Source organism: Streptomyces sp. NPDC001137 (assembly GCF_040298885.1).
Lineage (GTDB): Bacteria > Actinomycetota > Actinomycetes > Streptomycetales > Streptomycetaceae > Streptomyces.
Genome location: NZ_JBEPBA010000010.1, coordinates 291,336 through 317,553, shown reverse-complemented (window position 1 = coordinate 317,553; position 26,218 = coordinate 291,336). Strand labels below are relative to the sequence as shown.

29 protein-coding genes, 1 tRNA gene and 1 pseudogene are annotated in these 26,218 nt (G+C 69.1%); 19 read left to right on the top strand and 12 right to left on the bottom strand.

All coding sequences use genetic code 11. The features are described from left to right. Positions 1-449: 449 nt before the first annotated feature. The 4 genes from ABT254_RS22395 to ABT254_RS22380 form a co-directional block, all read right to left on the bottom strand. Positions 450-986, bottom strand: coding sequence for a hypothetical protein (locus ABT254_RS22395; protein WP_351472717.1), 537 nt, complete (start codon positions 984-986; stop codon positions 450-452). Between the two features lie 253 nt (positions 987-1,239). Then, positions 1,240-1,635 (bottom strand): hypothetical protein, encoded by a 396-nt coding sequence (locus ABT254_RS22390; RefSeq protein WP_351472714.1) that lies wholly within the window; start codon positions 1,633-1,635, stop codon positions 1,240-1,242. Between the two features lie 165 nt (positions 1,636-1,800). Continuing rightward, positions 1,801-2,166 carry a hypothetical protein gene (locus ABT254_RS22385; protein WP_351472712.1) on the bottom strand — a complete coding sequence of 122 codons (366 nt, stop codon included), beginning with the start codon at positions 2,164-2,166 and terminating at the stop codon, positions 1,801-1,803. Between the two features lie 14 nt (positions 2,167-2,180). Next, positions 2,181-3,437 (bottom strand): helix-turn-helix transcriptional regulator, encoded by a 1,257-nt coding sequence (locus tag ABT254_RS22380; RefSeq protein ID WP_351472709.1) that lies wholly within the window; start codon positions 3,435-3,437, stop codon positions 2,181-2,183. Positions 3,438-3,603: 166 nt separating this feature from the next. Here ABT254_RS22380 and ABT254_RS22375 point away from each other — a divergent pair, with 166 nt between their 5' ends. The 5 genes from ABT254_RS22375 to ABT254_RS22355 all read left to right on the top strand — a co-directional run bounded on the left by ABT254_RS22375 (position 3,604) and on the right by ABT254_RS22355 (position 7,162). Then, positions 3,604-3,975, top strand: coding sequence for a hypothetical protein (locus ABT254_RS22375; protein WP_351472706.1), 372 nt, complete (start codon positions 3,604-3,606; stop codon positions 3,973-3,975). A gap of 135 nt (positions 3,976-4,110) precedes the next feature. Further along, the gene (locus ABT254_RS22370) at positions 4,111-4,239 is read left to right on the top strand and encodes a hypothetical protein (protein ID WP_351472703.1); all 129 of its coding nucleotides are present in this window, start codon (positions 4,111-4,113) and stop codon (positions 4,237-4,239) included. A 794-nt stretch (positions 4,240-5,033) separates the two neighbouring features. Further along, the gene (locus ABT254_RS22365; protein WP_351472700.1) at positions 5,034-6,155 is read left to right on the top strand and encodes an asparagine synthase-related protein; all 1,122 of its coding nucleotides are present in this window, start codon (positions 5,034-5,036) and stop codon (positions 6,153-6,155) included. Continuing rightward, complete coding sequence (locus ABT254_RS22360) at positions 6,152-6,901, top strand: class I SAM-dependent methyltransferase (RefSeq protein WP_274241409.1); 750 nt, start codon at positions 6,152-6,154, stop codon at positions 6,899-6,901. The genes ABT254_RS22365 and ABT254_RS22360 overlap by 4 nt, the downstream gene beginning before the upstream one ends. A gap of 111 nt (positions 6,902-7,012) precedes the next feature. Further along, a complete protein-coding gene (locus tag ABT254_RS22355; RefSeq protein WP_351472697.1) occupies positions 7,013-7,162 on the top strand; it encodes a hypothetical protein in 150 nt (49 codons plus the stop codon). Between the two features lie 33 nt (positions 7,163-7,195). On the opposite strand, the gene ABT254_RS22350 is transcribed toward ABT254_RS22355, so the two are convergent. After that, positions 7,196-7,621 carry a winged helix-turn-helix transcriptional regulator gene (locus ABT254_RS22350; protein ID WP_120051528.1) on the bottom strand — a complete coding sequence of 142 codons (426 nt, stop codon included), beginning with the start codon at positions 7,619-7,621 and terminating at the stop codon, positions 7,196-7,198. 98 nt (positions 7,622-7,719) lie between these two features. Here ABT254_RS22350 and ABT254_RS22345 point away from each other — a divergent pair, with 98 nt between their 5' ends. From ABT254_RS22345 to ABT254_RS22325, 5 genes and pseudogenes are all read left to right on the top strand, one after another. After that, positions 7,720-8,433, top strand: a complete 714-nt coding sequence (locus ABT254_RS22345) for a DsbA family oxidoreductase (protein WP_274241411.1) — start codon at positions 7,720-7,722, stop codon at positions 8,431-8,433. 41 nt (positions 8,434-8,474) lie between these two features. After that, positions 8,475-9,119 (top strand): FMN-dependent NADH-azoreductase, encoded by a 645-nt coding sequence (locus ABT254_RS22340; RefSeq protein WP_274249577.1) that lies wholly within the window; start codon positions 8,475-8,477, stop codon positions 9,117-9,119. 25 nt (positions 9,120-9,144) lie between these two features. After that, the gene (locus ABT254_RS22335) at positions 9,145-9,807 is read left to right on the top strand and encodes an NAD(P)-dependent oxidoreductase (protein ID WP_351472693.1); all 663 of its coding nucleotides are present in this window, start codon (positions 9,145-9,147) and stop codon (positions 9,805-9,807) included. A 56-nt stretch (positions 9,808-9,863) separates the two neighbouring features. Beyond that, positions 9,864-10,565: an SDR family NAD(P)-dependent oxidoreductase gene (locus tag ABT254_RS22330; protein ID WP_274241413.1), complete on the top strand. Its 702-nt coding sequence runs from the start codon at positions 9,864-9,866 to the stop codon at positions 10,563-10,565. Between the two features lie 221 nt (positions 10,566-10,786). Next, a pseudogene (locus tag ABT254_RS22325) lies at positions 10,787-11,029 on the top strand (flavoprotein); the annotation flags it as partial. On the opposite strand, the gene ABT254_RS22320 reads toward ABT254_RS22325, so the two are convergent. The 4 genes from ABT254_RS22320 to ABT254_RS22305 form a co-directional block, all read right to left on the bottom strand. Then, the gene (locus ABT254_RS22320; RefSeq protein ID WP_351472690.1) at positions 11,030-12,703 is read right to left on the bottom strand and encodes a relaxase family protein; all 1,674 of its coding nucleotides are present in this window, start codon (positions 12,701-12,703) and stop codon (positions 11,030-11,032) included. Continuing rightward, entirely contained in the window at positions 12,700-13,311 is a 612-nt protein-coding gene (locus ABT254_RS22315; protein ID WP_351472687.1) for a plasmid mobilization relaxosome protein MobC, read from the bottom strand. Before ABT254_RS22315 ends, ABT254_RS22320 begins: the two co-directional genes overlap by 4 nt. Before the next feature lie 519 nt (positions 13,312-13,830). Continuing rightward, positions 13,831-14,520 carry a zinc finger domain-containing protein gene (locus ABT254_RS22310; RefSeq protein ID WP_351472684.1) on the bottom strand — a complete coding sequence of 230 codons (690 nt, stop codon included), beginning with the start codon at positions 14,518-14,520 and terminating at the stop codon, positions 13,831-13,833. 7 nt (positions 14,521-14,527) lie between these two features. Continuing rightward, positions 14,528-15,379, bottom strand: coding sequence for a helix-turn-helix domain-containing protein (locus tag ABT254_RS22305; RefSeq protein WP_351472681.1), 852 nt, complete (start codon positions 15,377-15,379; stop codon positions 14,528-14,530). A 480-nt stretch (positions 15,380-15,859) separates the two neighbouring features. Between ABT254_RS22305 and ABT254_RS22300 the strand changes: the two genes are divergently transcribed. The 6 genes from ABT254_RS22300 to ABT254_RS22275 all read left to right on the top strand — a co-directional run bounded on the left by ABT254_RS22300 (position 15,860) and on the right by ABT254_RS22275 (position 20,120). Next, on the top strand, positions 15,860-16,117 hold the full coding sequence (locus ABT254_RS22300; RefSeq protein ID WP_351472678.1) for a helix-turn-helix domain-containing protein: 258 nt from the start codon (positions 15,860-15,862) through the stop codon (positions 16,115-16,117). Positions 16,118-16,259: 142 nt separating this feature from the next. Then, the gene (locus ABT254_RS22295) at positions 16,260-16,472 is read left to right on the top strand and encodes a helix-turn-helix domain-containing protein (RefSeq protein WP_007492203.1); all 213 of its coding nucleotides are present in this window, start codon (positions 16,260-16,262) and stop codon (positions 16,470-16,472) included. Beyond that, positions 16,472-17,626, top strand: coding sequence for a tyrosine-type recombinase/integrase (locus ABT254_RS22290; RefSeq protein WP_351472675.1), 1,155 nt, complete (start codon positions 16,472-16,474; stop codon positions 17,624-17,626). The genes ABT254_RS22295 and ABT254_RS22290 overlap by 1 nt, the downstream gene beginning before the upstream one ends. A gap of 219 nt (positions 17,627-17,845) precedes the next feature. Next, on the top strand, positions 17,846-18,469 hold the full coding sequence (locus tag ABT254_RS22285) for a DUF433 domain-containing protein (protein ID WP_078935935.1): 624 nt from the start codon (positions 17,846-17,848) through the stop codon (positions 18,467-18,469). After that, positions 18,469-18,909, top strand: a complete 441-nt coding sequence (locus ABT254_RS22280) for a DUF5615 family PIN-like protein (RefSeq protein ID WP_351472671.1) — start codon at positions 18,469-18,471, stop codon at positions 18,907-18,909. Before ABT254_RS22285 ends, ABT254_RS22280 begins: the two co-directional genes overlap by 1 nt. A 551-nt stretch (positions 18,910-19,460) precedes the next feature. Further along, complete coding sequence (locus tag ABT254_RS22275) at positions 19,461-20,120, top strand: hypothetical protein (protein ID WP_351472668.1); 660 nt, start codon at positions 19,461-19,463, stop codon at positions 20,118-20,120. A gap of 273 nt (positions 20,121-20,393) precedes the next feature. On the opposite strand, the gene ABT254_RS22270 is transcribed toward ABT254_RS22275, so the two are convergent. After that, positions 20,394-20,467, bottom strand: a tRNA-Gly gene (locus ABT254_RS22270). Positions 20,468-20,973: 506 nt separating this feature from the next. Here ABT254_RS22270 and dcd point away from each other — a divergent pair. From dcd to ABT254_RS22255, 3 genes are all read left to right on the top strand, one after another. Beyond that, on the top strand, positions 20,974-21,549 hold the full coding sequence (gene dcd, locus ABT254_RS22265; protein WP_123966424.1) for a dCTP deaminase: 576 nt from the start codon (positions 20,974-20,976) through the stop codon (positions 21,547-21,549). 14 nt (positions 21,550-21,563) lie between these two features. Then, positions 21,564-22,073, top strand: a complete 510-nt coding sequence (locus tag ABT254_RS22260) for a phosphoribosyltransferase (protein WP_351472666.1) — start codon at positions 21,564-21,566, stop codon at positions 22,071-22,073. 500 nt (positions 22,074-22,573) lie between these two features. Beyond that, entirely contained in the window at positions 22,574-23,359 is a 786-nt protein-coding gene (locus ABT254_RS22255) for a calcium-binding protein (RefSeq protein ID WP_351472663.1), read from the top strand. An 82-nt stretch (positions 23,360-23,441) separates the two neighbouring features. On the opposite strand, the gene ABT254_RS22250 is transcribed toward ABT254_RS22255, so the two are convergent. Together ABT254_RS22250 and ABT254_RS22245 are read right to left on the bottom strand one after the other, a co-directional pair. Next, positions 23,442-24,347, bottom strand: a complete 906-nt coding sequence (locus tag ABT254_RS22250) for a Yip1 family protein (protein ID WP_351472660.1) — start codon at positions 24,345-24,347, stop codon at positions 23,442-23,444. Between the two features lie 190 nt (positions 24,348-24,537). After that, positions 24,538-26,013 carry an FG-GAP-like repeat-containing protein gene (locus tag ABT254_RS22245; protein WP_351472657.1) on the bottom strand — a complete coding sequence of 492 codons (1,476 nt, stop codon included), beginning with the start codon at positions 26,011-26,013 and terminating at the stop codon, positions 24,538-24,540. Between the last annotated feature and the right edge of the window lie 205 nt (positions 26,014-26,218).

Sequence of the window (26,218 nt, the reverse complement as noted above, 5' to 3'; positions counted from 1 at the left end):
ACGAAGCACGTGCAGGACGGGTGTCCGCCATCGCCCAGGGACGGTGAGCTGAGGGCTCGCCTCCACGCGGCAACGGCTCCCCAATGAAACAAACCCCAGGCCACTGACCTGGGGTTTCATCATGGAGCGGGTGACGAGAATCGAACTCGCGCTCTCAGCTTGGGAAGCGACGGCGCTTGGGGAGGCGGATGGCTTCTGACCTGGGTGTATGTGCTGTGACGTGACGTCCGAGGGTGCGGGATCGCACCGCTGTTGACCGTGGTTTACCGGTCTTATGGGCACGCTATGGGCACGCGGTTGGCTCGGAGGTGCGGGGAGCACTTCTCACGGGCTGACGGAAAGCCGGCTTCCGGAGACGAGCCTCGGTCGGCAAGGTGCCGTTGCAGGAGCACATGGAATCATCGATGTCCCGGTCGTACGTGGCGGGTCAAGAGTGGCTGAGAGGTCTGCTACTCCGGCACAACGACTCCGTTGACCGTCTGCCCGGGCGCAGGAGCCGGGATCTTCTGCATGCCCGGCATCTGGGCGGCACGCGCGTTCCAGCCCGCTCGGAACATGTCGCTCTGCAACAGCGTCACCTCATCGGCCAGCGTCTCCATCTCCTCGACGGAGACGGCAGAGGCGCGATAGCCCAGGCTCTTCTTCAGTGGGTTCATCGCCTCGAGACCGCTGCCGGATTCGGCCGGCGTGTAGAGCGCGTGCACGATGGTGTTGCGCCGGTTGCGGAAGTTCTCTGCGCGGGTGAGGCAGACCTCGATCGCCGTCACGTCCTCCGCGGGGAGGTGCCCGACCTTGAGAGCCAGCTTGCAGAACTCAATCAGCTGGCTGGTGTTGGCTGCGTTCGCGTACATGATCAGCGTGGGTTCGATCGTGATCGCGCCGAGCAGGTGGCGCAGGCTGAAGTCGAGTTCCCCGCCAGCAAGCGTTACGCGGCCGACCGCTTCCAGGAAGGGGTTCCGCTCACGGGGAGCGGCATCTGTGGTCATGGCCGGGATGGTACGGCGGGAAGCTCGGGCAATGCAGCCGATTTCGGGCTACCGCCGGAGACCCCCCTAACCGCATAAAGTCTGCGATTGATTGGGCTTGACCTGTGACTTCTCTTGACGCTGGCACGCACTTGGCACGTCTCGCGCCGCCCGGCTGGAGCGTCCCAACTGCAGCCGGGCGACGGGTGAGGACGCCTTCCTGATGCCCTCACTGGTGATTCGGAGCCGTCGTCCGCGCGGATGGGTCTCTCTCCTATCCGAACGGGTTGCCGCCCTCCGCATGGATTGCGGCGGTGACGGCGGCCAGGCAGGCGGCATAAGTCTCACGCTGCTTCCACGTGAACATCACCGTACGGGAGTTGTTCGCGATCGCTTTCTCGGCCTCGGCGGTGGCGACGACGAGGCGCCCCCGGTCCTGCTCCGTGGCGAGCTGTACGTAGCCGTTCATCAGTCGCGTTGGCTCCTTGGACAGCACCTTGATGACGTTGCGGAGGGGCGTCACAGAGTCTCGTGCGCCTGTCATCTTGCCCATGAGTTTGCGTTTGATCTCGGCCCGGTCTGTGTAGAGCGTCACCGTCGCGACGTAGCCCTTGAAAACCTGCGGTCCCGGCTGAGGTGCAGGAGTGTCCTTGGAGAGATTGTGTGACATCGGGCCAGTGTGCTGGTTGGGCAAACGACGCGGTAGTGGTGATGCACGTGGTCGTGTACCCGCCCGAAGAGGACGGCGGCCGCCGCGTGCGCGTCGACGAAGCGTCGGCACCAGCACCATCGCTGGCAGGGCTCCCAGAGGTGTTCAACTCCAGCGGGTGCGCGACTACTTCAAGGCGTCTTCGATGGCCTCGAAGATGTCGGCGTCGGTTTCCTTCTGCCAGTCGGGCAGGTCGGGCCAGTCGGCGACGTAGCCGGGCTTGGGGTCCTCGAAGTGCTTGTACATCTGGGCGGTCCAGCAGGTGGCGACGAAGCGGCTCTTCTGCTCGCGGGTGAGCCGGGAGGCGTGGCGGTCGCTGAGGTCGAGGAACTGTCGCACCTGGTCGTACACGGCCCCGGCGGCCTGGCGCTCCCACTCCGGGGTCTCTTCCCAGGGGGTGATGTAGCCGGGCTTGGGTTCGCCGGGGAAGTGCTTTCGAACGCCGGTGATCCAAGCCTCGCGGAACACGCGTGCGCCCTCGATCTGCGACATGCCTTCCCCTCTCGTCACGTCGTGCACAGTGCGTCGATCTCGGCGCCCAGTTCGACCACGCGGGCGTCGCGGGCGAGGGGGCCGAGGTTGGTTCGTAGCCCCTGGAGTTTACGGGCGACGTAGCCGGAGGACGTGGCTCGGGCGAGCTGCAGGGCCTCGCGGCCGTAAGTGAGGACTTGGTCCGGGTCGTGCCGCTTGGCGCCGATGGACGCGAGGTCGGTGAGGACGGCGCCGCGGCGCCGGAAGGACTGCCCGGAGGCGAGTACGTCCTGGCTCAAAGCAGTGGAGAGGGCCTTCTCGGCGAGGTCGAGGCGCCCGAGTTGGAGGTAGCGGGCGCCGCGTTCCTCGGCGAGGCGGGAGCCGTCGAAGCGCAGCCAGCCGCCGTTGTGGAACGGGCCGCCCAGGTCCGTGACCTTCTCCGCCTCGTCCAGGGCGCGTTCGCAGGCGGACAGGTTCCCGAGTCCGGCATACGCCTCGGCCTGAACAGAGGCGACCCAGTGGCGGGTGGACAGGGAGCTGTCTCCTCGCCGCGCCACCCTCTCAGCCGCCGAGAGTGCGGTGGCGGCCTCGGCGTAGCGTCGTTCGTAGAGGTCGACGTAGGCGTGTCGGACCAGGGCGCATGCCCAGAGGTCGTAGGACTTGGCTTCCTTGCTGGCGGAGGCGGCGAGTGTGTAGGACGCGGCTGCGTCGGTGTAGCGGTTGCCGTCGAAGGCCAGTTCACCGGCGAGCTGGAAGAGGTCGCCGGCCGCGCCGCACAGGGCCTGGGATTCAGATGCCGGCCGGCCGTCGAGGGTGTCGTTGAGCGTGGTGAGCTGGTCGCGGACGATCGGGTACACGGCGCCCTTGGCGCGGGCGAGTTGGTACACCTGCCACAGGTGGCCGTTCATGCGCAGGAAGTCCTCCGACATCCCACGGTGGGCTCCGTCGGTGAGGGCGGCGCTGTCGTCGGCGGGCAGGGCCACGAGGGCGCTGGTGACGGCTATGGCGCGCAGGAACTGGCGTCGGATCATGTCGTCGGGGTCCCCTGAGCCGTGGTGGTCGCGAGGCGGCGACCCTGCCGACTCCGGACGGGCTGCTTGTGGCTGTCCCACCAGGGCGTCGAGTTCGTCAAGGTCGAGGTGCAGCAGCTCGGCCAGCCGTGGCCGTAATGGCGGCTGGGGTGCGGTGGTCCGGGTCTCCCAGCGGCCGATCGTGCGCCGGTCGACGCCGAGGGCGTGCGCGAGCTCTTCCTGACTGTAGCCCAGCGCCCTGCGCCGCTCCGCAAGCCCCATGCCGCCCCCTTTCCACGTTCCCGTCCGTGTCTACCCTGGCGGCGTTGATCTGTCCCATGAGTGTCCCAGGACTGCCTCATGGATGCCGTGGTCCGCGCCAACCCGCTCCGGTTTTCTGGACGTTGTCAGCCACGACAACGGTGGCCACCGGAGAAGGGGTGCGGGCATGGGAACACAGAGCGCCATGTCGTCCGAGGCGGGGCAGCTCCCGATCGTCCTGGAGGCGGTCGACGAGAGCGTGGCCACGGCGCTCGCCGTCGGGCTGGCGATGCCCGATCGCTCGGTGATCGACGCGACGACCCGGGACCTGGTCGGCCACCTCAGAGCGCTGATGGCCGAGGACCTCGGCTTCGACGAGGACCCGGCCGTGCAGGCGCTGTTCCGGGAGGGCTACCGGGTCCTCGACCTGACGCGCCGGCCCACCGCGGAGTCCACCCACTTCGGCGCCTACCAGTACATGCGCGAGGTGGGCCTGCTGGCCCGGCGCTTCGCCGACGTCTACCGCGAGGCGCAGGAACAGGATGCAGCCGATGGCTGACGAAGCCCCCATCGAACTGCCCATGCGGTCGCCCGGAGCGACCCTGCCTGACCAGAAGCGGGCAAGGCGCCTCTTCATCAGCCCACCCGGCGTCCCACCCATCGTCCGGCAACCCGAGAAGGGGCACCGCGAACAATGAAGAGCAGCCAGCGCAGCCACCTGCGCCGTGGCCCCTACGGCTGGCGTCAGTGGCTGCTGTCAGCTCTGATCATCGCCTTCACCGCACCGGTCGCCTGGGCCTTCTGGTACTTCGACCGCTCCTAGCCCTCGACGGGCACTCACTGACTCCCGCTCTGGCTGCGCGAGCCCTCAGGGAGACCCGGCTCCCCACCGGGGCGGGTTCAACAACTCCCCAGCGGCCAGAGCGGGATCCCACCACGGCACACCGGCGCCCTGCCGCCGTGGCAGCAGCACCCGATGAACCCCCGTCCTGGCCGCCGGGTCTGCCCGCGGCCGGGACGGGTCCAGGGCTCCGCACTTCGCGGGGCTCATCCACTCACTCCGTAGGAGAGGAACGACCATGAACATCGACGACCTGTTCACCGGCCACCTGATCACCGGCGTCCCCAGCATGGACGCAGCGCTGCTCGACAAGATGCCCGGCGGTGGCGACAACAACGGCGACCACTGCAGCTGATCAGCCCGTGAACGCGGTGGAGCAGGGCCGAACGCCCTGCTCCACCGCCCCATGACCGAGGGGGAAGCAGGTGATTTCGTTTCGTGTGCGTCTGGCCGACACCCGGAGCACAGCCTGGCGCTGGGACAAAGACCGGTGGGTCAGCGGGCAGAGCTGGCTCAGACCCGCTCACGTAGCCGCCCTGGAAGCCGAGCTTGCGCCGGGCGATGGATCCGGCGTCCACGCGCTGGTGAGGGAGGACAAGGGCGGGGAGGTCGACTTCACGTCCCTGCTCCTACGCCCGGGCGAGGTTCAGGTTTCAGCGGGCGTGTTCGGCACCGCGCCGCTGTACCTCGTCGCGGCCGGAGAAGACCTGTACGGCTCCTGGGACTTGGCTGACCTACGGCTCCACCTACGACCTGATCGACTCAATCCCCGGGCCATGGCGCGCACCTTGACCCGCCGGCACCGCTACAGCGCCGACACCCTCTTTGACGGCGTGTACCGGCTCACGGAACGCGCCACGGCCGTCTTCACGACCGCGGGACTCACGATCCTCTACCCCGAGCCCGCCCAGCACGTGCTGGAGCCTCGAAGGCTGCGCGCGGGTGTTGACCCGGTGGAGGCGTTCGATGTGCTGCTGACCGAGGCCGTGGCCGGGTGGCGTTCTACGGCGAGCTGCGTCGGCGTGGAGGTGTCCGGCGGGGCCGACTCGGGCAACGTGGCTCTCTCGGCCGCTGCGGCCGGCTTCGGCTCCGTCCACACGTTCGGGCTGCTCATGGGCGGACGAATCGGGCGGCTCCAGCAAGACCGACGCCGCAGGTTGGTGGATCACTTGGGGCTGTGGGACACCGCTGTCCCGGCCATGCAGTACCCGCCGTTCGTGCCCGGTGGAGTACGGGAGCGCGGATTGCCGCACGACCCGGCGGGAGCCTTCTATCAGGAGGCGTTCGACGTCCTGCGCGGGCACGTGGCCGCCCACGGTTGCGAGGTGATCTTCACGGGCGGTGGTGGGGACGAAGTCAATGCCTGTCACTCCCGTACGGGCGGCGAACTACCCGCGGCGGAGCCCGTCCCGTGGCTCGGGGATACGGCAACCGAAGCCCTGGCCCAGGTGGACGAGGACCTCGCCCCGATCCCCGTGCTCCCGGTACCCACGCTCATGGCGTTCGGCCTGCACAACCCTGCCTACCTAGGGCTCGGAATCTGGCCCGTCGCTCCACTCGTCCACCCCCGAGTCGTCCGCTTCATGGAGCAGCTGCCGCAGGAGCACAAGCGGGGCAAGGTGATGTTCCGCGACCGCCTGCGGCGCGCGGGACTGCCCGAGTCCGTCGCGGCCCCGACCGAACCGGAGAACTTCCTCGCGGTCATGGAGTCGGGCCTGCGCAGTTACGGCCTTCCGCTCCTGGACGACATGCTCCGCGAGTCGCTGCTGGTCGACCTCGGCTACGTTGATCCCGTCGCCCTGGCCCGAGCCCGGGAGCACGCCGAGCGAGCCCCCGTGGTGCCTGACCTGCTGTGCGACACACTCGCCCTGGAAGTCGGACTCCGGAGCCTTGCATGAGCAGCCTGGACATCGTGGAGGCAGAACGCCTCGAAGCGTCGAACCTTTTCTACCGGGACCCCGCGCTGTACGACGACGTGCAGTCCGCCAGCGACAGTGCGAGCATCTGCCGGGAACTCATCTACCGGCACTGCCCGGAAGCCCGGACGCTGCTGGACTTCGGCTGCGGCACCGGAAGAGACCTGGAGCTGCTTGCCCGGCGCTTCGACTGCGTCGGCGTTGATCTCCAGCCCGGCCTGGTCGACTACGCCCGCCGCACGCGCCCCGGACTCGACGTCCGGGTCGGGGACATGCGCTCCGTCCGACTCGGCCACACCGCCGACGTCCTGGTGTGCCTGGGCAACTCGCTCGCCTACGTGCACGACAACGCGGACGTCCGGGCAGCGTTCCAGACCTTCGCCGCGCACGCGCACCCGGACACCCTGCTCGTCTTGTGCTCCCCAGTGGCCCCGATCGAGTCCCGCAGCTCTCAACAGGCCCGCGTCGACACCCGCCTCGGGGCCGCCACGGTGACCATCAGCTACGAGTGGGACCTGCGAACACAGATCAACACCATGCGCCGACACTGGGTATTCGACTCGGGCGAGGAGTGCCACGATGCCATCCGGCGGCGTGTTCTCGGCCCTCGCGAACTGGAGCTGCATGCGCTCCTCGCCGGTTTCGAGGTCTTTGAGATCGTCAACGAAGCTGGCGCACTGCCTGTCCTGGGTCCAGGCGCCTACACGGTGGCTCGCTATCAGGGGTAAGGCTCCGGCCAATGCCGCCGCGACATGGCGGGAAGGAGACGGGGCCGCCCTCCAGCACGTGCTGAACCCCCAACCGCACAGCATCGAGGGCATCCGAAAAGGACCAGCGGTATGAGCCAAAGAGTGCCGGTGCCGCACAACGAACAGTGCCAGATCACCGACGAGCAAGTCGGCTTCTTTCCGGTCGTGGTCTTCAGCGGCGGCAGCCCCACCGTCGGTGGCAACGGCTGGACCGTGGCCCCCTCGGCCACGGCCTGCTGACGCCGAGCCGGCCGAGGCGGTGGGCGCCGCGGTTCAGGACCGTGACGGGGATGCTGCGGCGCCCGGGCGGGAGCGGTTGGCGCGGATCTCGTCGTGGTGGTGGGCCGCCCAGCCGATCAGCTGCTTGACGATCTCGTTCAGACCGCCGCCTAGCGGGGTGAGGGCGTACTCGACGCGCGGCGGCACCTCGGCGTAGGCGGTGCGGCTGATCAGGCCGTCCTCGGTGAGCTGGCGCAGGGTGTGGGTCAGCATCCGCTGGGAGATGCCCGGGATCTGGCGCTGCAAGTCGGTGTAACGCATCGGGCCGACCTCCAGGACGGCGATGATCAACATGCTCCACTTGTCACCCACGCGGTCGAGGACCTGGCGGATGAAGGCCATGTGATCGGCGGGGATGCTCGCGCACGGCCCGACCGCCGCCGCCATCCCGGTCTCCGCGCTGTCCTGCATGGCGCCCATTCCTCTCTGTCACGCACACCGATGTGCCTTTTGTACCGCCTTCCATACTGGCGCATCATGGCGTTACGAACAAATAAGAGGAATTGGAGGTCGGGGCTATGAAGGTAGAGATCTGGGCCGAGGTCACCTGCCCCTGGTGCGGGCTTGGCAGCCACCGTCTGGACCGGGCCGTGGAGCGATTCGAGCACAGCGACCAGGTGGACGTGGTCCACCGCTCCTTCCCGCTGGCTGGCGGCTTTCCCGCCGACCGCACGGTCAGCGTCAGCGAGGCCCTGCTGAGCAAGCACGGCATCAGCGGCACGCAGGCCAAGGCGGCGACCCGGCAGATCGAGACGCTCGCCGGCGCCGAGGGCCTGAGCCCCTACCGGGTGCTGGACAACGTCGTCGGCAACACCGAGCTGGCCCACGAGTTCCTGGCCCACGCCTCCGCCGAGGGCAAGAACCGCGAAGCCTGGGACACGATCTTCCGTACCTATTTCGGCAAGGCCGAGCCGGTCTTCGCCCTGGACGACCTGCTCCACCTCTCCGACGAGCTGGGCCTCGACCGCAGCCTGACGCGCCAGGTCCTCACCGACCGCCGCTACCGCACCCAGGTGAAGGACGACGCCCGCCGCGCTCAGGGCTTGGGCGCCACCGGCGCTCCGTTCATCGTCGTCGACGGCCGCTACGGCGTCCCCGGCGCGCAGGACAGCGACACCCTGCTCGACCTGCTGCAAACGGCCTGGGACGAAACCCACCCCATCATCCTCACCCCCGTGGGCGACGCCCCGGGCTGCGGCCCCGACGGCTGCGCCGTCCCCGCCCGTCCCTGACCCCTCACCATTCCCCCGTCTCGTTGAAAGGCACCACCAGCATGTCGTATCTGCTGCACATCGACTCGTCCTCGCTTGGCGAAGCCTCCGTCTCCCGCCAGGTCGCCCAGTCCTTCCGCGACCAGTGGCAGGGCCCGGTCGTCCACCGCGACCTCGCCGTCTCGCCGGTGCCCCACCTGAGCGCCGCGGGCATCACGGCCCGCATCACCGACCCGGCCCAGCACACCCCCGAGCAGGCGAAGGCGGCTGCGCTCCAGGACGAGCTGATCGCGGAGTTCCTCGGCGCCGACGCCTACCTGTTCACGGTGCCGATGTACAACCTCTCGATGCCATCGGTGTTCAAGGCGTGGCTGGACCAGATCATCGTCGACGGCCGCACCCTGAACCACGCCGGTCCCTCTCCCGCCGAGGGACGGCCGGCCGTGCTGATCTCCGCCCGAGGCGGCGGCTACGGGCCTGGCACACCCAATCACGGCCTGGACTACGTGGTGCCCGCGCTGGAAGCGGTCCTGGGCAACCCCAACCTCCTCGGCCTGGACGTGACCGCGGTGACAGCCGACCTGACCATGGCGCCCCACGCCCCGGCGCTGGCCTCGCTCATCCCGCTGCACGAGGCATCCCTGGCCGACGCCCACGACCAGGCCCGCCGTCTTGCCGCCGCCCTCGGCACCCCGAGTGCCGCCTGACCTCTCTTCACTCCAGGTGATCCCCATGACTGACCTGCTCGTGCTCGGCGGCAGCGGCCGCACCGGAACGCACGTGCTCGCCCAAGCCGCCGAGCGTGGGCACCGTGTCCGCGCTCTGGTGCGCAACCCCGGCGCCGTCCAGGCCCCGGACGGCGTCGAGCTGATCCAGGGCACACCCGCCAACATCGACGACCTGCGCAAGGCCGCCCAAGGCACGACCGCGGTCATCAGCGTCCTGAACAACGCCCGGGCCTCCGACAACCCCTGGGCCAAGCCGATCAGCCCGCCGCACTTCATGAGCGACGCGGCCCGCGACACCTTGACCGTGATGGGCGAGCAGGGCATCCGCCGGATCGTCCTGACCTCCACCCAGGGCGCCGGAGACGATTGGGACCGGCTCAACCCCGCGGTCAAGGCCGCGATCAAGCTGTCCAACCTCAAGGTCAGCTTCGCCGACCACGACGGCGTCGACCGCCTGGTCCGAGCCTCCGACGCCGACTGGACCCTCGCACGGGCCGTCGCACTGACCGACAAGCCCGCCAGCGGCCCGCTGAAGGCCGCCGAGACCGGCAAGGCCAAGCCGGGGCCCCGGATCAACCGCGCCGACCTCGCCGGCTTCCTTCTCGACGCCATCGAGCAGGCCACCTGGATTCGCAAGGCGCCGTTGGTGTGGAACGCCAAGGGCTGACCCAACCACCTCATCCGTCATCCACCGTCACTGTGACGGCACTTGGAGGAGTACCCATGCCCAAAGTGATCGTGATCTTCGGTGCCGGCCCCGGCCTCGGCGCCTCCGTCGCCCGTCGATTCGCCGGCGAGGGCTTCCGCGTCGCTCTTGTGGCCCGGCGCAAGGACCGCCTCGACGCGCTGGTCGACCAGCTGGGCGGCGAGGGCATCGAGGCGGCAGGCTTCACCGCCGACCTGTCCGCGCCGGAGGAGATCCCCACGGTGATCGAGTCCATCCGCGAGCGGTTCGGCCGGATCGATGTCATCGAGTACGGCCCCATCCCCAGCGTTGGCTTCACCCCGGCCGCGCGGCTCGAACCGGCCACCCTGATCCAAGACATGCCGCTGCTCGTGCTCACCCCGCTGGCCATCGTCCAGGCCGTGCTGCCCGAGTGGACCGAGCGCGGCGACGGCGCCCTGCTGATGACCACCGGAGCGACCGCGGTCCACCCCATGGCCAACGCCAGCGGCGTCGGCCCGCTGATGGCCGCCGCCCGCAACTGGCTGTACTCCCTCAACGGCGAACTCGCCGAGTCCGGGGTCTACGCGGGCACCCTGTCGGTCGCCGCGTTCATCGGCGGTAGCGAGGCTGCGAAGGCTGCCGGGGCGTCGGGGGCCGCGAGCGAGTTCCCGGTCGTAGACCCGGCCGACCTCGCCTCGCTCTACTGGGAGATGTACACCAAGCGCGACCGGGTCGAGGAGGTCTACCCACAGGCGTAACCCCGCTCCGCGGTGGGCCGCCGATCTGGAAACACATTCCTGACACCGACTGCAACACCGCATAGCTGCGCGGCGTGGCGGTGAAAACCCGCTGGCCCGTACGGCACCGCGACGGTCGCGGCCAGGTTGGAGAAACGGGGCCTGCTGCGCCGCGCCCCGGACCTCACCAACCGGCAGCACCCTGGCCGTTCTCGCTGATCCCCGCCCAACCGAGACGAGAACCCGCTCTGGGCATCCTGTGCGAGGCGTACGGCATGGGCATCCTGACCGCTGTCCTGCCGTACCTGAACTCGGCCCAGGCCGCCCACCCCTCCTACCGCCGGAGTCTGGAGCATCTGCGCGAGATGGGCGTTCTGATCGGCGCGTACGAGCCCCACAAGCCCAAGGCCGGCGGCGGAGCCGACCGGTACCGCTGGGAGGAGGCGTTGGAGCTCCTCGCCCCTGTGGTGTCCGTGGCGACGTGATCAGCGCTGTTGTCCCTTGGCCTCCGGAATGAGCGAGGGCGCGGCCGGGCGCTGCACGGTGTGGCGGGCGTTGGCTGCCTGTGCCTGTGGGCCGGGTGCGTGGCGCTGGCCGAGGCGGTGGATGCGCCAGGTCAGGGCGCGGGCGGGGCTGCGGGCGTCGTCCAACGTGCGTTGGCGGACGGCCTGGTCGAGGAGGGCGGAGGCATTGTGGCCTGCCGCCTCCGCTTCGGCGAGCACGGTGGCCAGGGCATCCCAGGCACGGTCGTTGAGGATGCGCTCGGCGTGCTCGGGAACCGCCTGCTGGAGGTGGCGGGCATAGCGGCGCTTGCTCTGCAAACCCGGTGAGCGGTGGGCCAGCCCCACCAAGACGGGTTCCGCGACCTGCGCGTACGCCGCTTGCAGATGGACCAGGGCCTGTTCTGCTGCGGCCTCCTGCTGGGCGTGCCGGCGGGTGCGGTGCCAGTGCACGGCGTAGGCGACGGCGGTGAGCGCGGCGTCGATCAGCATCGCCAGTCCTGTGCCGTCGCCGTGGCGTACGGGGTCGTTCCAGATCGCCTGGACGCTGCGGCGCAGGGCACGGGCGCTGGCGTGGTCGGCGGCGATGCGGGAGCGAGTGGCCCGCTCGAAGGCTACTGCGGCTCGTTCCAGTTCGGCCCGCGCCGCGGCCGGGGCGGTGAGGGAGAGCAAGTCGAGTGCTCCGCCGAGCGCTGCCAGCTGTCCCTGGGCCATACCGTCGTCGCTGTGGGTGAGGTGGTGGGGGATGCGGTCGGTGGCGGCAGTGGCCTGGTGCCACCGGTTGCCCGGCCGGACGGTGACCGGCTCAGGAGCGGTCGTCGCGAGGCGCTTGCGGACCTGGGGCAGGGAGAGGTCGCCGGAGAGAGTGGAGCCGGCGTACCAGATGGGTTCGCCCTGCTTGTTGACGTCGCCGGGCAGGCTGACGCTGTAGCCGGACACGTCTCCGGACGGCTCTGCCTTCGGCCGCACCACCACGCCGGACGCTTCCAGCAGGACGAAGAACTCGGGCTCCGTAGAGGCGGCGGCCATGGCGCGGCGGACGCGCCGGCGCAGGATCTCGCGAGAGGTGGCGTCCTGGCCCAGGCGCTTGGCCTTGAAGTGCTCCTTGCTGGTGGGGCGCTTGGCGGCGGTGCCATCGCCGGGCTTCAATCGCCTCAGTCCGTAGTCGACTTCGATCTGGCGGGCCTCGCGCTGGACGGCTCGCATGTCGTAGTCCCGCTTGGGGCGGCGGCCGTCTTGGCGGACGAGGGTGGCGGCGATGTGGATGTGGTCGTCGGCGTGCCGGACGGCCACCCAGCGGCAGGCTTCGGTGTCCCCGGCGGGGGCGATGCCGGCGGCGGCCACGATCCGGCGGGCGATCTCCGCCCACTGGGCGTCGGACAGGATGGGGTCTTCGGGGGCGGCGCGGACCGGGCAGTGCCAGACCGTGGTCTGGGGAGCCTGGCGGCCGAGCATGGCCACTGGCTGGTCGAGCTGGGTGTAGAGCTGCTTCTCCACCTCCTTGGGGTCGCGGCGCGGGCTGCGGCCGGGGTCGGGGGCGAAGTCGTTCCAGGACGCGACCAGGTGCGGGTCGACGTGCTCGTTGGCGTTGCCCTTGCCGAAGAGGTAGGCGATAAGACGGCGGGTGCTGCCCTTGCCGGTGATGATCTTCGGTATCACCGGCCCTGCCGTCCCTCGGTGACCTGGGCGACGGCGGTGTCCACGTCGGCGAGCGACGCTTCGACGCGGGCCAGGAGCCGATGGACGACGTCGGGCTCGGGCCAGGCGCCGTCCTTGTTGAGGTGCCAGGTGAGCTGGTTGAGGTTGTTGCCGAGCCAGGCGAGCTGCCGGTTGGCGGCCATCAGTGCCTTGACCATGGTGCGGTAGTCGGCGATCGCGGCCGTGGGGTCCTCGGCGCGGGCCGCGGCGAGCGACGCCTCGGCGACGTAGCCGCCGATCTGCATACGGCTGAGCGCGGCGCCGTGGGCGAGGTCGGTGAACTCGCTGTCGCTGTAACGGGGGTGGACGCGGCGCTCACGCAGGCGCGGCTGACGCAGGCGGCGCTGTGGCGTCGGCGTCTGCGCGGCGTGCGGCGACGGTCTGGTGTCTCCCGTACAGGTCGGCACCCCTGGGCCGGCCGATCCCGGTGCCCCCTCGGCGCCGGGTGCCTCCGCCACCCCGGGGGCGAAGGCCGGGTAAGGACTCCTTACCCGACAACTTGCTGCGCGGTTGTCTGGGGCGATGGGCGTCTCCTGCTGGTTGGTGTGTTCGTGGTGTCGGTCGTGCACGTGTGGTTCTCCTGGGTGTGTTCGGTGGGGGAGCGCCGCTGAGGCGCCGCGCGAGGGCAGCGGCCGGAGCAGTTCGGCGGTGGTGGGCTGAGGTCTGGACAGGCAGCCGAGATAGGCGCTGTCCGGGCGAGGGCTGCGGTTGAAATGAGAGGGACGGAGACCGGTCCCCAAAGCGCCGCGGTGCACGGTCCCCAGACGTTTGGGGACGAGGATGTGACGCTCATCGGGGACGGTCCCCCTGACGCGTCGTCACGGGGACGGTCCCCTTTCCGCTGCGCGGTCCCGGTCCCGGAGGGGACCGAGGGGGCCGCTGTGGGGACGGTCCCCGTTCTGGGGACGCTCTGGGGACGGCATGAAAGGCCCTCTGAGCTGCGGTTTCAGAGGGGACCGGTCCCCGGTGCTCGTCGGCACCGTCCCCGCGACACCGTCCCCAAAGTGTTCGTCGGGACCGTGTACGCGGTGCGGGGACCGACGGTCGTATCCCCACGTAGCCTCCGCGAGGAGCGAAGCCGGTCCCGTTCAGGCGGCTCGGTGTCGGCCTTTCCGGGTAGCGGCGAGATCGACGCGCGACGGGTGGGGAGTGGCTCGTACGGCGTTGCCCCGTGCGGTCCCGTCGGGGCTCGCCCTGCGTTGACGGCACGGGGAGCCCACGGGTGCGTGGCACCAGTCGCATCGGACGCCGAGCGCATCGGGAATGCCCTCGGCGACGGCGGCGTCGCGCGCGGCGCGGGTCGGACGGTAGCGGGTGAGCTCGGCGCGTACGGCCGGTGGGATGCACGACCCGAGCTCGCGTAGGCGCTCCTCGATGTCGCGAGGCCGGCCACTGCCAGCGATCTGCCGATGCGTCGAAGGGGCGGCCTGGCCGGCGGCGACCGCGTTGCGGGACCGGAGCAACTCGGCTCGCCAGGCGGCCGGATCGTCGGGGTCGGCGGCGGGTGTGGGGTCGGTATGCCGGTTGAGGCGGTCGCGTCGGTGGGCACGCCATCTCCGGGCGATGTCCACGGGCAGGATCGGGTACGGCGAGTCGAGAACGTGGGACCGTATCGCCTCGCGGACGTCCCAGCCGTGGTCAGTGGCGAAGGGTACGTCGTCGAGCAGCTCCTGCCACTGGGCGATCTGGTCACGGGCCTCGCCCGTGCCGGTGCGGATGGTGCGGGGGTCGAGGCGGCCGGTGTAGGCGAGGACAGCGGCGACTTCGCGTCGGTCCAAAGGCGGGTTACTCCGTTCCGGTCGGTTCGTCGAGGGCGGCGAGCAGGGCGGCCATGTGCGCCTCGGAGCGCGTCATGCCGGGCGTTGTTGGGGTGAGTGTGGTGCCGCCTGGTAGGGCGTAGAGGTTGGGGCGGCCAGGGGCGGGGGTGTGCTCGCGGGCGATCCACGCGCGCCAGTCGGCTGACCATGCGGCGGCCGTGCGGGGCGCCCAGGCAGCCCGGTAGGTGCGCCACTTCTCGTCGGCGGTGTGCAGGGCGTGATCGCCGAGGCGGTCGAGGTGGCCGTGGTGCTGCAGCCAGGCACGGGCGTCGTCGTCGATTTCCCACTCGGTGGCGGAGATGAGCGGGGCAGAGCTGCTGCTGCTCTTACCGTTCACCTTCGGTTCTCTTCTGTTCTGGGGGTCGGAATCTGCACCCCCACCGGGTCGGAATCCGTACCCCCTGGGGGCCGGATTCCGTTCCCCGGGGTCGGATTCCGATCCCCCCTCGAAGGACTCGACCGGGTCGGATTCCGACCCCCCGAGGGTCGGAATCTGATCCCCCTGCAGGGCCGAATTCCGGTCCCTCTCCGCGGCCTGCTCGGCGAGGAACCGGGCGGCGAACGGGAGGCAGTAGTACGTCTCGCCCCGGGGCCCTTTGCGGCCGGCGAGCTGCACCAGCTCGCCGCCGGCGATCAGCTTGGCCAGGGCGTCGCGCACGGCGGTGCGGGAGGCGTTGGCGCGTTTCATGAGGGTGGGCACGGACGCGTATGCGACGCAGTGCCGGTCGCGGCACCGGTCGGCGATGAGGGCGAGGACCATGCGGGCGGTGCCTTTGCTGTGGCTGTGGTCCCACACCCATTCGCGGGCGTCGTAGCTCATCGGGCGGCGGCTCCTAGGTGAGGGCGTGGCGGTGTGGGCGCCCTCGTCGGGCGGTGCAGGGGAAGGGGGGTGGCGCACAGCCCCGGTCCGAAGGCGCGAGGGAGGGCTGGTGGCGTCGTATAGCCAAGACAGCCACATGCATGCCGCACAAGTCCAGCATTCCGCCGGGAAATCAGACAGCTGACGGCGAACGTGTGCTGCGAGGCATCACCAAAACCATAAACCCGAATCGGCGGTTGCCGAAATAATGGTTCGTCAGCTAAAGCCAGAAGCATCACGTCGGGAGACCGTTGACTCCCGCTGCGAGCGCAAGCTACAACACAACACCCCACGTCAGAGCGTGTCATCCGGCTGGCGAAGACGCCGCCAGCCGGACATCCGGAACCCAGCCCAGAAGTAAGCCCCGGCCGTCGGCCGGGCGCAACATAGCCGACGATCGCCGGTTAACCAAACCGGCGAATGCAAGCTACAAATGGAGCCATGGCAGCACGATCCCTGGAAATCGGACCGGCCGGAATACGGACCGCCCGCAGCATCGAAATCCTCCGCACCGAACGCGGCCTCGCCCAGCGCGAGCTTGCCGCCCGCGTCACCGCCCTCGGCCGCCCGATGACCAACACGATGCTGTCTCGCATCGAACGCGCCCAACGCCGTTGCGACATCGACGACCTAGTCGCCCTCGCCCAGGCCCTCCGGGTCTCGCCCCTGGCCCTCCTCCATGGGCCCCGCGCCGCGTAACGCCAAGCGCTGCCAGCAGGAACGGTCTGCCGCCCAGAACCACCCCGAGTAAAGGACCCGTCGCCCTTGCGCCGACCCGCAATACCTCCTGCCCGTCCCCGCTCCCAGCGCACCGCTCGCACCGCACAGGAGGTGACCGCAAATGGCTGATCGCCTCCTGACAGTGGCCGAGGCTGGCGAAATGCTCGGTACAGGCGAGCGCTTCGTCCGTCGCCTGATCGCCGAGCGCCGCATCCGCTACGTGAAGCTCGGCCGCCCTGTGCGCATCCCGGAAAGCGCGATCGCCGAGTACGTCGAGGCGCGCACCGTCGAGCCGGTGCGCCGTGTCCGTGCCCGCTACGGGAAGGCGGCCTGATGGCGGGACGCAAGCCGCAGCGGCGGCGCGAGTTCGGCACGGTGCGCAAGCTCGCCTCCGGCCGGTGGCAGGCCCGCTACATGGGACCTGACGGCCAGCGGTACACCGCACCGGAGACGTTCGAGACCAGGTCCGACGCCCAGGACTGGCTCAACCTCGTCCGCGCCGACATCGAGCGCAACGTATGGCGCGATCCGGAAGCCGGCGCGGTCAACTTCGAGAAGTACGCACTCCGTTGGATGGAGGAGCGCGGCCTGGCCCTCACCACCGTCGACCGCTACGACGGCCTGCTGCGCCTGCACCTCCTGCCGACCTTCGGCGGCAAGGACCTGGACGAGATCACCCCGCCCTCCGTCCGCACGTGGCGAGCCGAGCGTCTGAAGGCGACCGGCGCCACCACGGTCGCCAAGTCGTACCGCCTGCTGAAGGGCATCCTGCAGACGGCGGTCGACGACGACCTCCTGCGCAGCAACCCATGCCGTATCAAGGGCGCGGGCAAGGAGGAGGCCGACGAACGCCCCACCGCCACCGTCGAGCAGGTCTTCGACCTCGCCGACGCCCTGGGCCCGCGCTGGCGCCTGATGGTCCTGCTGGGCGCCTTCGCCTCTCTCCGCCCGGAGGAGCTGGCCGAACTGCGCCGTCACAGTGTCGATCTCGACGAATGCGCGCTGCGCGTCACGCACGCATCCCCCGAGCTGACGAACGGCAGAAGGGTCACCGGCGACCCCAAGACCCGCGCGGGCAAACGCACCGTCTACCTGCCCGACTTCCTGCTCCCGGAGATCCGCCGCCACCTCCAGTGGTTCGCCGAGAAGGGACCGGACGGCCTCCTCTTCGTCGGCGAGAAGGGCGCCCCCTTCCGCCGCTCGACCTTCGGCCGCAAGTGGCGCAAGGCGAGGACCAAGGTCGGCATGCCGGAGAACTTCCGCTTCTACGACCTCCGCCACACCGGCAACACCCTGGCCGCCGACACTGGTGCCAAGCTGAAGGACCTGATGGTCCGCGCCGGCCAGTCCTCGGAGCGGGCCCAGCTGATCTATCAGCACTCGACGGCGAAGCATCAGCGGCGGCTGGCACGCGGGATCGATGCCGAAGTGCGTACCAGGCTCCGCGAAGCCTCGTCAGGGGCGCAGCAAGACGCTCGGGAGGCGTAAGCCTCTCTTGCCTCGTTCGGGGGACCGGCTCTTCCGCCGGCTCCCCCTGCGTGGGGAGGCAGCGAATCGTAAGCGTGCTGGCTGGCTCAATGACCTCCATGCCGCTTTCGGTCCTGCGTCTCCGTCTTCCTGTAGCGTCCTGAAGCGCACAACTGGGATGCTGGGGGTAGAAGATCTCGCGAGAACTGGAGGGAGTGGATCATGGCGTACTCGACTCGTATGGCTGCGGCTCTCTCCGGGGCCACCACCGGGCAGCTGCGCTCATGGCGGCAGGATCGAGGCAATGGACCGATTCTCTGCCCTGAGCTCGCGGCCAAGCCTGCCCTGTACTCCTTCCGGGACGTCCTAGCGCTACGCGCGTTCGCGATCCTCAGGCAAGACGTATCGCTGCAGAAGATCCGCAAGGCACTGGCCACACTGAAGCGATTCGGCGAGTTCGAGCACCTGTCCAGCTATTCGCTGGTCGCTGAGGGCGACTCCATTGTCCTCGTGGGCCATGACAACGACGATCACGCGACGGATCTCGTCAAGCACCCCGGACAGCGGGTCATCGCAACCATGGAGGACATCCTCCAGGAGTTCGCGCCCCGCGCCGGCGTCGTGGTCCCGCACCTGCTGCGGCCGAAGCAGCACGTCAGCGTGGACCCCGAGACGCAAGGGGGACAGCCGGTCATCACCGGCACTCGCGTCCCGTTCGACGCAGTCGCGGAGCTGGTGGAGGATGGCATCCCACCTGAGAAGATCGCCGACTACTACCCCGGTGTGACAGCGGAGGCAGCCCGCGACGCGGTGTCCTTCGCCCTGTACGTGGACAGCTACAGCCCGGGACCGCGCGCTGCCTGATGCGAATCCTCATTGACGAGAACGTCCCGGTACAGATGCTGGAGATGCTCAGGCGGCTGCTGCCCGGGCACGAGGTGCGCCACGTCAGCGAGATCAAGTGGACGGGGAAGAAGGACCTCGCCCTCCTCCCCGACGCCGCGAAGAGAGGCTTCGAAGCCTTCCTCACCAAGGACGGACGTCAGCTGGAAGACCCGTCGGAGACGACCGCCATCAAGAAGTCCGGCATGCACCACATCCGGTTCAGCCATGGTCACAAAGGCATGGCCGGCCTGGGGCTTGCCATGGGTGCTGTGATCGCCGCCATGCCTCTGATCGTCCGTGAACTCGACGCGGCGGAAGGCCAGCAGCTCGTCCACATCAAAGGTCTGAACCCCGGCAGCAAGCAGCGGTTCGATCTGGTTGACCCTGTCAAGGAACTGCCTCGCTACTGGCCGCGATAGTCGCGTCCGGCGACGCTGCTCGAACGAGCCTGGCTGTGAGTGCTACCCCGCATCAACTGCCGGAACGAGCAAGCTGCTTGCTCTGCGGCAGCGGCACCAGATGGTACATACTGCGACTCCGCACCACATGAGGCACAGCGCAGGCGGGGGGATTTTGGGTGGCGTCGTACGACTTACGTCTGCAGCGCTGGGCCATGCGTCTATGGGCTCGCCACCGCCTCTGGCTCAGGCGATCTGCCCAAGAGAGCGGCTGGGCAGGACTACGTAAGGGTGAGCTGGACGCGGCCCTGGGGAAGCTGGGCATCCCGGTGGAAGAGGCTGCAAGGGTCCGCGGCATTCTCAGCTCATGGCGTCCGAACTGGGTGGCCTGCGCGGTCGGTGTCGTCGGGGGTTGGATCGCGGCGTGGGCGGGTTGGCGACTATCGCTCGCACTGGCCGAGGCCGGAGTCTCACACCTGCGCTGGGCCTGGGGTGCGCGGGCGATAGAGCACCTTCACTGGACGGCAGAGGATGGGAACACCCCGGCCTTGAGTCTCCTTGACTGGACGATCATGCTCGCGATCATGTCTGGCGTGTTCCTATGGCCCGTGTTCTGGGCCATGCGATGGAGCTCGACCGCTCGCTACCGGCTGGTCCTGGCAGTGATCGATGCGGTTGTGGTCGCAGCCAAGGTACGCACTGCACCTCGGGGCAGGGGCCGGTCCAGGGCGCTGCGGCAGTTGGATCAGAGCTGTCGGCACATCGAGAAGCGACTGTTCAAGGTACACAGCATCGCTGGCTCGGTTCCGCGCCGCTCCTCCAGGCTCCGGCCGATCAAACGGCATGCCGCGCTGGTCGCCGGGGTGCAGCGGGTGGCGCTGCACCAGGTGGACGTCGACCCGGAGCCCGCGCTGACCGATTTGGCACGGCTGCAGCTCGTCATCGCCGAGAACCATTTGTACGGCCGACAGGCGGCGCTTCTGCCCGTCGAGCTGCTCCAAGATGTCCGGCCCGTGTCGCGTCTGCGGAACACCTGGCGCGAGTCGGCCCACGTCGCCATGGCGATCCTCGCGGCCATGGCTGCGGCAGCCGGCGCCGCACGCGCCCTGCCGTCGATGGGGGTGGCAGAGGATGTGCGTCCGTGGCTGACCCTTGGGGCAGCGGTTCTCGCCGCCACGCTGGTGGCCGGCTGGGGGCGAGTCACCCGCATCCTCGAACTATTTCCTGCCTGACCTGAGCGGCCCCGGCCCAGCACGGTCAAGCGGGTCCTGGGGCAACTCCGGCTTTGCTTACGTGACTTCGCAGGTCCGGCTCTCAATGGTGACCCGGGTCACACGAAATGCGTCTCACGATTCGGGACACCTGGCGGCTGAGACTCCCGAAGCGGCATTGGAGGGCCGCGGAAAGGGCTCTCGACCTGCACTTAGGGCACGCCAAGGGCACGCCGCCCCCAAATTGGACTAGACAACAAGCAACCCCCGGGTCAATGACCTGGGGGTTCGAAGTGGAGCGGGTGACGAGAATCGAACTCGCGCTCTCAGCTTGGGAAGCTGATGTTCTACCATTAAACTACACCCGCGTAAGACGCCGACCGGAGTCGGTGTCCGAACGCATCGTCACCTTACCTCATCCCCGGCCCCCGGCGCTGAAGCCGTGGGGCCGTCGTGCGTTTCGGGGGGCGATGAGGCTGCGGGGGGCCGGAGTTGGGGCGTACGGTGTGGGGGTGGGTGAGGGTCCTGGGGAGGTCGGAGAGCCCCCTGGAGAGTCGTTCCTTTGATCCCGTAATGTGGCATTTGTCGTCAGGTGAGCAGTAGCCGGACGTGGCTCTTGGGGAAGGGACTCTTGGACTTGATGGAGCGCACCGTCGTCCGTTGTGCCGATGGGCACGTGTTCAGCACCGCTTCGTTCCCGATGCAGCAGGCCGAGCGGCTCGGCCCCGGCCGGCTCCTCCGGTGCCCACGGTGTGCCCGGCTCCGCAGTGTGGTGCCGGTCAGCCTCGAGAGGCAGAAGTACTAGGCGGAGCCGTAGCGGGCGCGCGGGTGGCCGGATTGTGGCCGGTCCGCGCGCCTTGCGTATCCTCAGGGCGTGCTTCTCTCAGACAAGGACATCCGGGCCGAGATCGACGCCGGGCGGGTGGTGATCGATCCCTACGACAAATCCATGGTGCAGCCCTCGAGTGTCGACGTGCGGCTGGACCGGTTCTTCCGGGTGTTCGAGAACCACCGCTACCCGCACATCGATCCCTCCGTCGAGCAGGCCGATCTGACGCGGCTCGTGGAGCCCGAGGGTGACGAGCCGTTCATCCTGCACCCCGGGGAGTTCGTCCTCGCCAGCACGTACGAGGTCATCACGCTTCCCGACGATCTTGCCTCGCGGCTCGAGGGGAAGAGCTCGCTCGGGCGGCTCGGACTGGTCACCCACTCCACCGCCGGGTTCATCGACCCCGGCTTCTCCGGGCATGTGACGCTGGAGCTCTCCAACCTCGCCACCCTGCCCATCAAGCTCTGGCCCGGCATGAAGATCGGCCAGCTGTGCATGTTCCGGCTGAGCTCGCCGGCCGAGTTCCCGTACGGGAGCGAGCGGTACGGCTCCCGGTACCAGGGGCAGCGCGGTCCCACCGCCTCCCGGTCCTACCTCAACTTCCACCGGACCCAGGTGTGAGCGGAGCGAGTGCGGTGAGCGGTGCGCGGGAGAACCTGACCTACGAGGCCTTCGGGCACGCGGTGCGCGAGCTCGCGCAGGCCATCGCCGACGACGGGTACGAGCCGGACATCGTGCTCAGCATCGCCCGCGGGGGCGTGTTCGTCGCAGGCGGGCTCGCCTACGCCCTCGACTGCAAGAACATCCACCTGGTGAACGTCGAGTTCTACACGGGCGTGGGCACCACCCTCGAGATGCCGGTCATGCTCGCTCCCGTTCCCAACGTCATCGACTTCTCCGACAAGAAGGTGCTCATCACCGACGACGTCGCCGACACGGGCAAGACGCTGAAGCTGGTACGCGACTTCTGTCTCGACACCGTCGCCGAGGTCCGCTCCGCCGTCGTCTACGAGAAGTCGCAGTCGCTGGTGAAGTGCGAGTACGTGTGGAAGCGGACCGACGACTGGATCAACTTCCCGTGGAGTGTCTTGCCCGTAGTACGTAAGGCGGGCGAGCCGATCACTCCGTCAAAGGAAGCTCTCTGACCCGAGCCAATGGCCGGGGTGAGGTGATTGTTGAGCCATCACTCCGGGCTGCTTTGATCAGCGCGTGACCCGTACTGATGATGTGACAGGCGGTAGAGCGGGACTGGCCGTCGTTTTCGGCGCTGCTTCTGTCGTGTGCTGGTTCTGCTGCCCCTTCTGGATGGTTGTGTGGCCGCTTGCTCTGCCCGTCGGTCTTACGGGCGTTGTCCGGGGAATCATCGAGTGTCGAGCCGCCTCCCGTCAGGGCGTCAGCCGTGCCCAGCCCTTGATCGGCTTGGCGCTGGGGGCGATAGGAACGGTGGCGGCAGTCGCGTACATGACCTTCGTGTTCACGCATCCAGACCTGCCGATTCAGGGCTAGGCCCGAGGCCCGGCCTGTGGCCAAGGAGAACAACGAAGCGCTCTGAGCGTGGAGTTGCTCAAACAATCGCGTGGTAAAGCTTTGGCCAACACCGTAGGCTCCCTCTGACCGATCACAGATTCAGTGGGGGGAACCATCCATGCGCACAACCGCGCGCCTTGCCCTGCTCGGGACCAGTTTCGCGCTGGTCGCCGGGGTAGCCGGTGCCACCGCCGCGCAGGCGGACGACGGCGGCTCGGGCAACATCACGATCGACAAGGTCGTCGTCAACGGCGGCAAGCCGGTCGTGGTCGGAACCACCAAGGTGGTGACCGCCAAGGTGTCCGTGACCGCGTCGGACGACTCGGGCATCAAGGAGACCACGTACATCCACGCCCAGGGCCCGAACCCGAACTTCGCGCAGATCTGGTACGACGACGGTGACATCACCTGCGTCAAGCTGAGCGACACCACGTCGACCTGCTCGGGCACGCTGACCTTCGACCCGCAGGCGGCGACCGGCTTCGTCGACAACAACGCGGCGGCCACCTGGGACCTCGGCACGCTGGTGTCCGCCAATGACTTCAACTACATCCACCGGGACGCGGCCACCACGTTCAAGGTGCAGCGCGCCTCGAAGCTGACGGTCAACGCCTCCCCGGAGCCGGTGCGGAAGGGCAAGACCCTCACGGTCACCGGCAAGCTCTCCCGGGCCAACTGGGAGGACAACCTGTACCACGGCTACGCGAACCAGCCGGTGAAGCTGCAGTTCCGCAAGAAGGGCAGCAGCACCTACACCACGGTGAAGACGATCAGGACCAACTCGACGGGCGCCCTCAGGACGACCGTCACCGCCGCCACCGACGGCTACTTCCGCTACAGCTTCGCGGGCACGGCGACCACTCCGGCGGTCAGCGCGGCCGGCGACTACGTGGACGTGCGGTAGCCGCCTGCGGCCACGTGCTGAAAAGGGCTCCCGGCAGTGCGCCGGGAGCCCTTCGTGTCGTACCGGGTCCTGTCGGAACAGGTCAGAACGTGCCCAGCTTCACGATCGACAGCAGGGCGATCAGCTGGATCGCCGAGGCGCCCAGGGCCTTCGGCCAGGGCAGGTCGTGGGAGCGGCTGACCATCATCGTCAGCAGCGCGCCCGCCGCGACCCAGGTCGCCCAGCCCAGGGCCTGGACGAAGGTCGCGTTGCCGCCGAAGAACATGGCGAAGACCAGACGCGGCGCGTCCGTCAGGGACATGATCAGCATGGAGAGGCCGACCGTGGGCTGCCAGGCGCCGTCGCCGCCGAGCTGGCGGGCCAGGGTGTGGGTGACCACGCCCAGGATGAAGGACGACAGGACCAGTGCGACGGCCGTCGTCAGGACGATGGGCACCGCGTTCGCCAGGGTGGCGTTGATCGCGTCCGAGCGGGCGCCGTCGAAGCCGAAGACCGCGAGCAGGCCGTAGAGGAAGGTCACGATGAGGGCCGGGCCCCACATCGTGTAGTCCCGCATCTGGAGGAAGGTCTGGGTGGGCGAGAAGACGATGCCCCTCAGCAGGTCCTTCCAGTGCAGGCGGGGGCCCGTGGGGGCCGCCGGGGCCGAGCCCGCGCGGTAGGTGCCGCCCTGGTTGTACGGGTCCTCGCCGACCGTGAACGCCTGGGTGTGGCCCGGGTTGTTGGCCGCGTACGGGTCCGGGTCGCCCTGCGGTGCGTAGGCGCCGCCATCGCCGAAGTACTCGGGTTCGCCGTACCCGCCGCCGTTGCCCTGCGGCCACTGGCCGCCGCCGTTCCCGTACTGCTGCTGCCCGGGGTGGGGCTGCGGCGCCGGGGGCCCGCCGTACGACGGGCGGCCCTGCGGCGCCTGCTGTCCGTACGGGGGTTGTTGCGGTCGCGCTTGCGGAGCGCCGTTGTTCCGGGCGCCGCGTCCGTTCCTGAATCCAGCCACGTCTTCGAACGTACCTGGTCCCGGAGAGTGACGTGGCGGGCCCGGAGTTTGGGCCCGGCTTTGCTGCCGAGCTGTGACATCCCTTAAGGGGACGGTAAAGGAACCCCTAGGGAAGCCCTGCGGCGGCCGGTTCCGCCGCGGGGAAAGGAGCCGGGCCCGAGGGTGAGGGCCCGGCTCCGGTACGGGCGGGTCAGTCCGCGAAGTTGGCGCCGAAGGCCGGCGTTCCCGTCGTCGAGACGCCCGAGGTGCTCGGCGAGATCGCGCGCGAGCCGGTCGTGGTGATCACGGTGCCGTCGGAGGGCAGGTAGGTGACCGCGCCGTTGCCCGCGTTCTCGTACGAGCCCACGATCAGGTCGGCCTTGCCGTCGCCGGTGACGTCGTCCAGCTTGACGTCGAGGCCGAACTCGTCGTCGTCCTCGTCGTTGCCGGGCACGCCCGGGGTGCTCTGGGCGAAGGACTGGGCACCGGAGGTGGTGTTCAGGCCGGTCGAGGTGCCGTAGAGGACGGTGACCGCGCCGGTGTCGGCGGAGCTGCCGAAGTCCTCGCCGGTGACGCCGATCGCGAGGTCGAGGAAGCCGTCGCCGTTGATGTCGCCGAGGTCGAGCTCGGAGCCGAACCAGTCCTTGTTCTCGGCGCCTCCGGGGACGTTGCCGGTGTCCTGGGTGATGCCGGTGGAGTTGCCGGGGCCGCCGGCGGAGCCGTAGGTGACCCAGACCTTGCCGCCCTTGCCGGAGTCCGGGATCGTCGTGCCGTCGCTCGTGGTGGTGTCCCAGTAGGCGCCGCTGACGATGTCGCCGTAGCCGTCGGCGTTGATGTCGCCGATCGCGGTGATCACGCCGGGCTTGAGGGTCTGGGCGGAGGCGACGCTCAGGCCGCTCGCGGTGCCGGGGATGTAGTAGTTGCGGTTCCAGCCGTAGTCGGTCTGGGTCTCGTAGCCGTCGACGACCAGGTCCGTGCGCTGGTCGCCGTTGACGTCACCGGCGGTGAGGTTGAGCGGGCCGCCCGCGTCGCCGCCCGACTGGATGGGCGGCTTGATGGTGTAGCGGCCGCCCGCGGTGCCGGAGGGGGTGAAGCCGCCCTTGTAGACGTAGATGGTGGAGGCGGAGCTGCCGACGGCCAGGTCGGCCTTGCCGTCGCCGTCGAAGTCGCCGGCGGCGAGGTTCTTGCCCCAGTAGTCGTGGCTGGAGGGGGCCGGGTCGGCGATGCCGGTGCCCTTGCCGGTGATGCCCGAGGCCGAGCCCCACAGGATCACCAGGCCGCCGCCGTCGGTGTCGCTGCCGACGTCCTCGCCGGGGGAGCCGACCGCGAGGTCGTCGTAGCCGTCGCCGTTGAAGTCGGCGTACGCGGTCTCATAGCCGAAGGCGTCGCCGGCCTCGGCGGTGCCGGGGTTGCCCGTGGTGTTCTGGCTGATCGTGGAGCGCTTGGCGGAGGAGACGCCGGTGGCGGTGCCGTAGAGGACGACCACCTGTCCGGCGGTCTTGTGGCCGCTGACATAGGCGCCGGCAGCCGAGAAGGCCACGTCGCCGATTCCGTCGCCGTTGAAGTCGGCCTGCGGGACGTGGGTGGAGTCCGCGGCCGTGGCGTTCACGGCCGAGAACGTGAGCAGACCGCCCGTCAGAGCGGCGGCGGTGGCCGTCGCGAGGGCGAGTCGCAGAGGCTTGTGCATGCGGGTCTTCTCCTGCGGCATGCGGGGATGCCTGGCGGGCATCCGCAGTCGGTGGGGTGCGCCGGCCCGTGTTCGCCGGGAGTTGTCCTCGCGTTCACGGGCCGGTCGGCGATCAGGAGACCCGCATCGGGCCATAAGGGTTGTACGTGAGTTCGGTAAAGTTTTGAGGCTGCTGTGACCGGTGTGGTCCGGGGACTGATCGAGG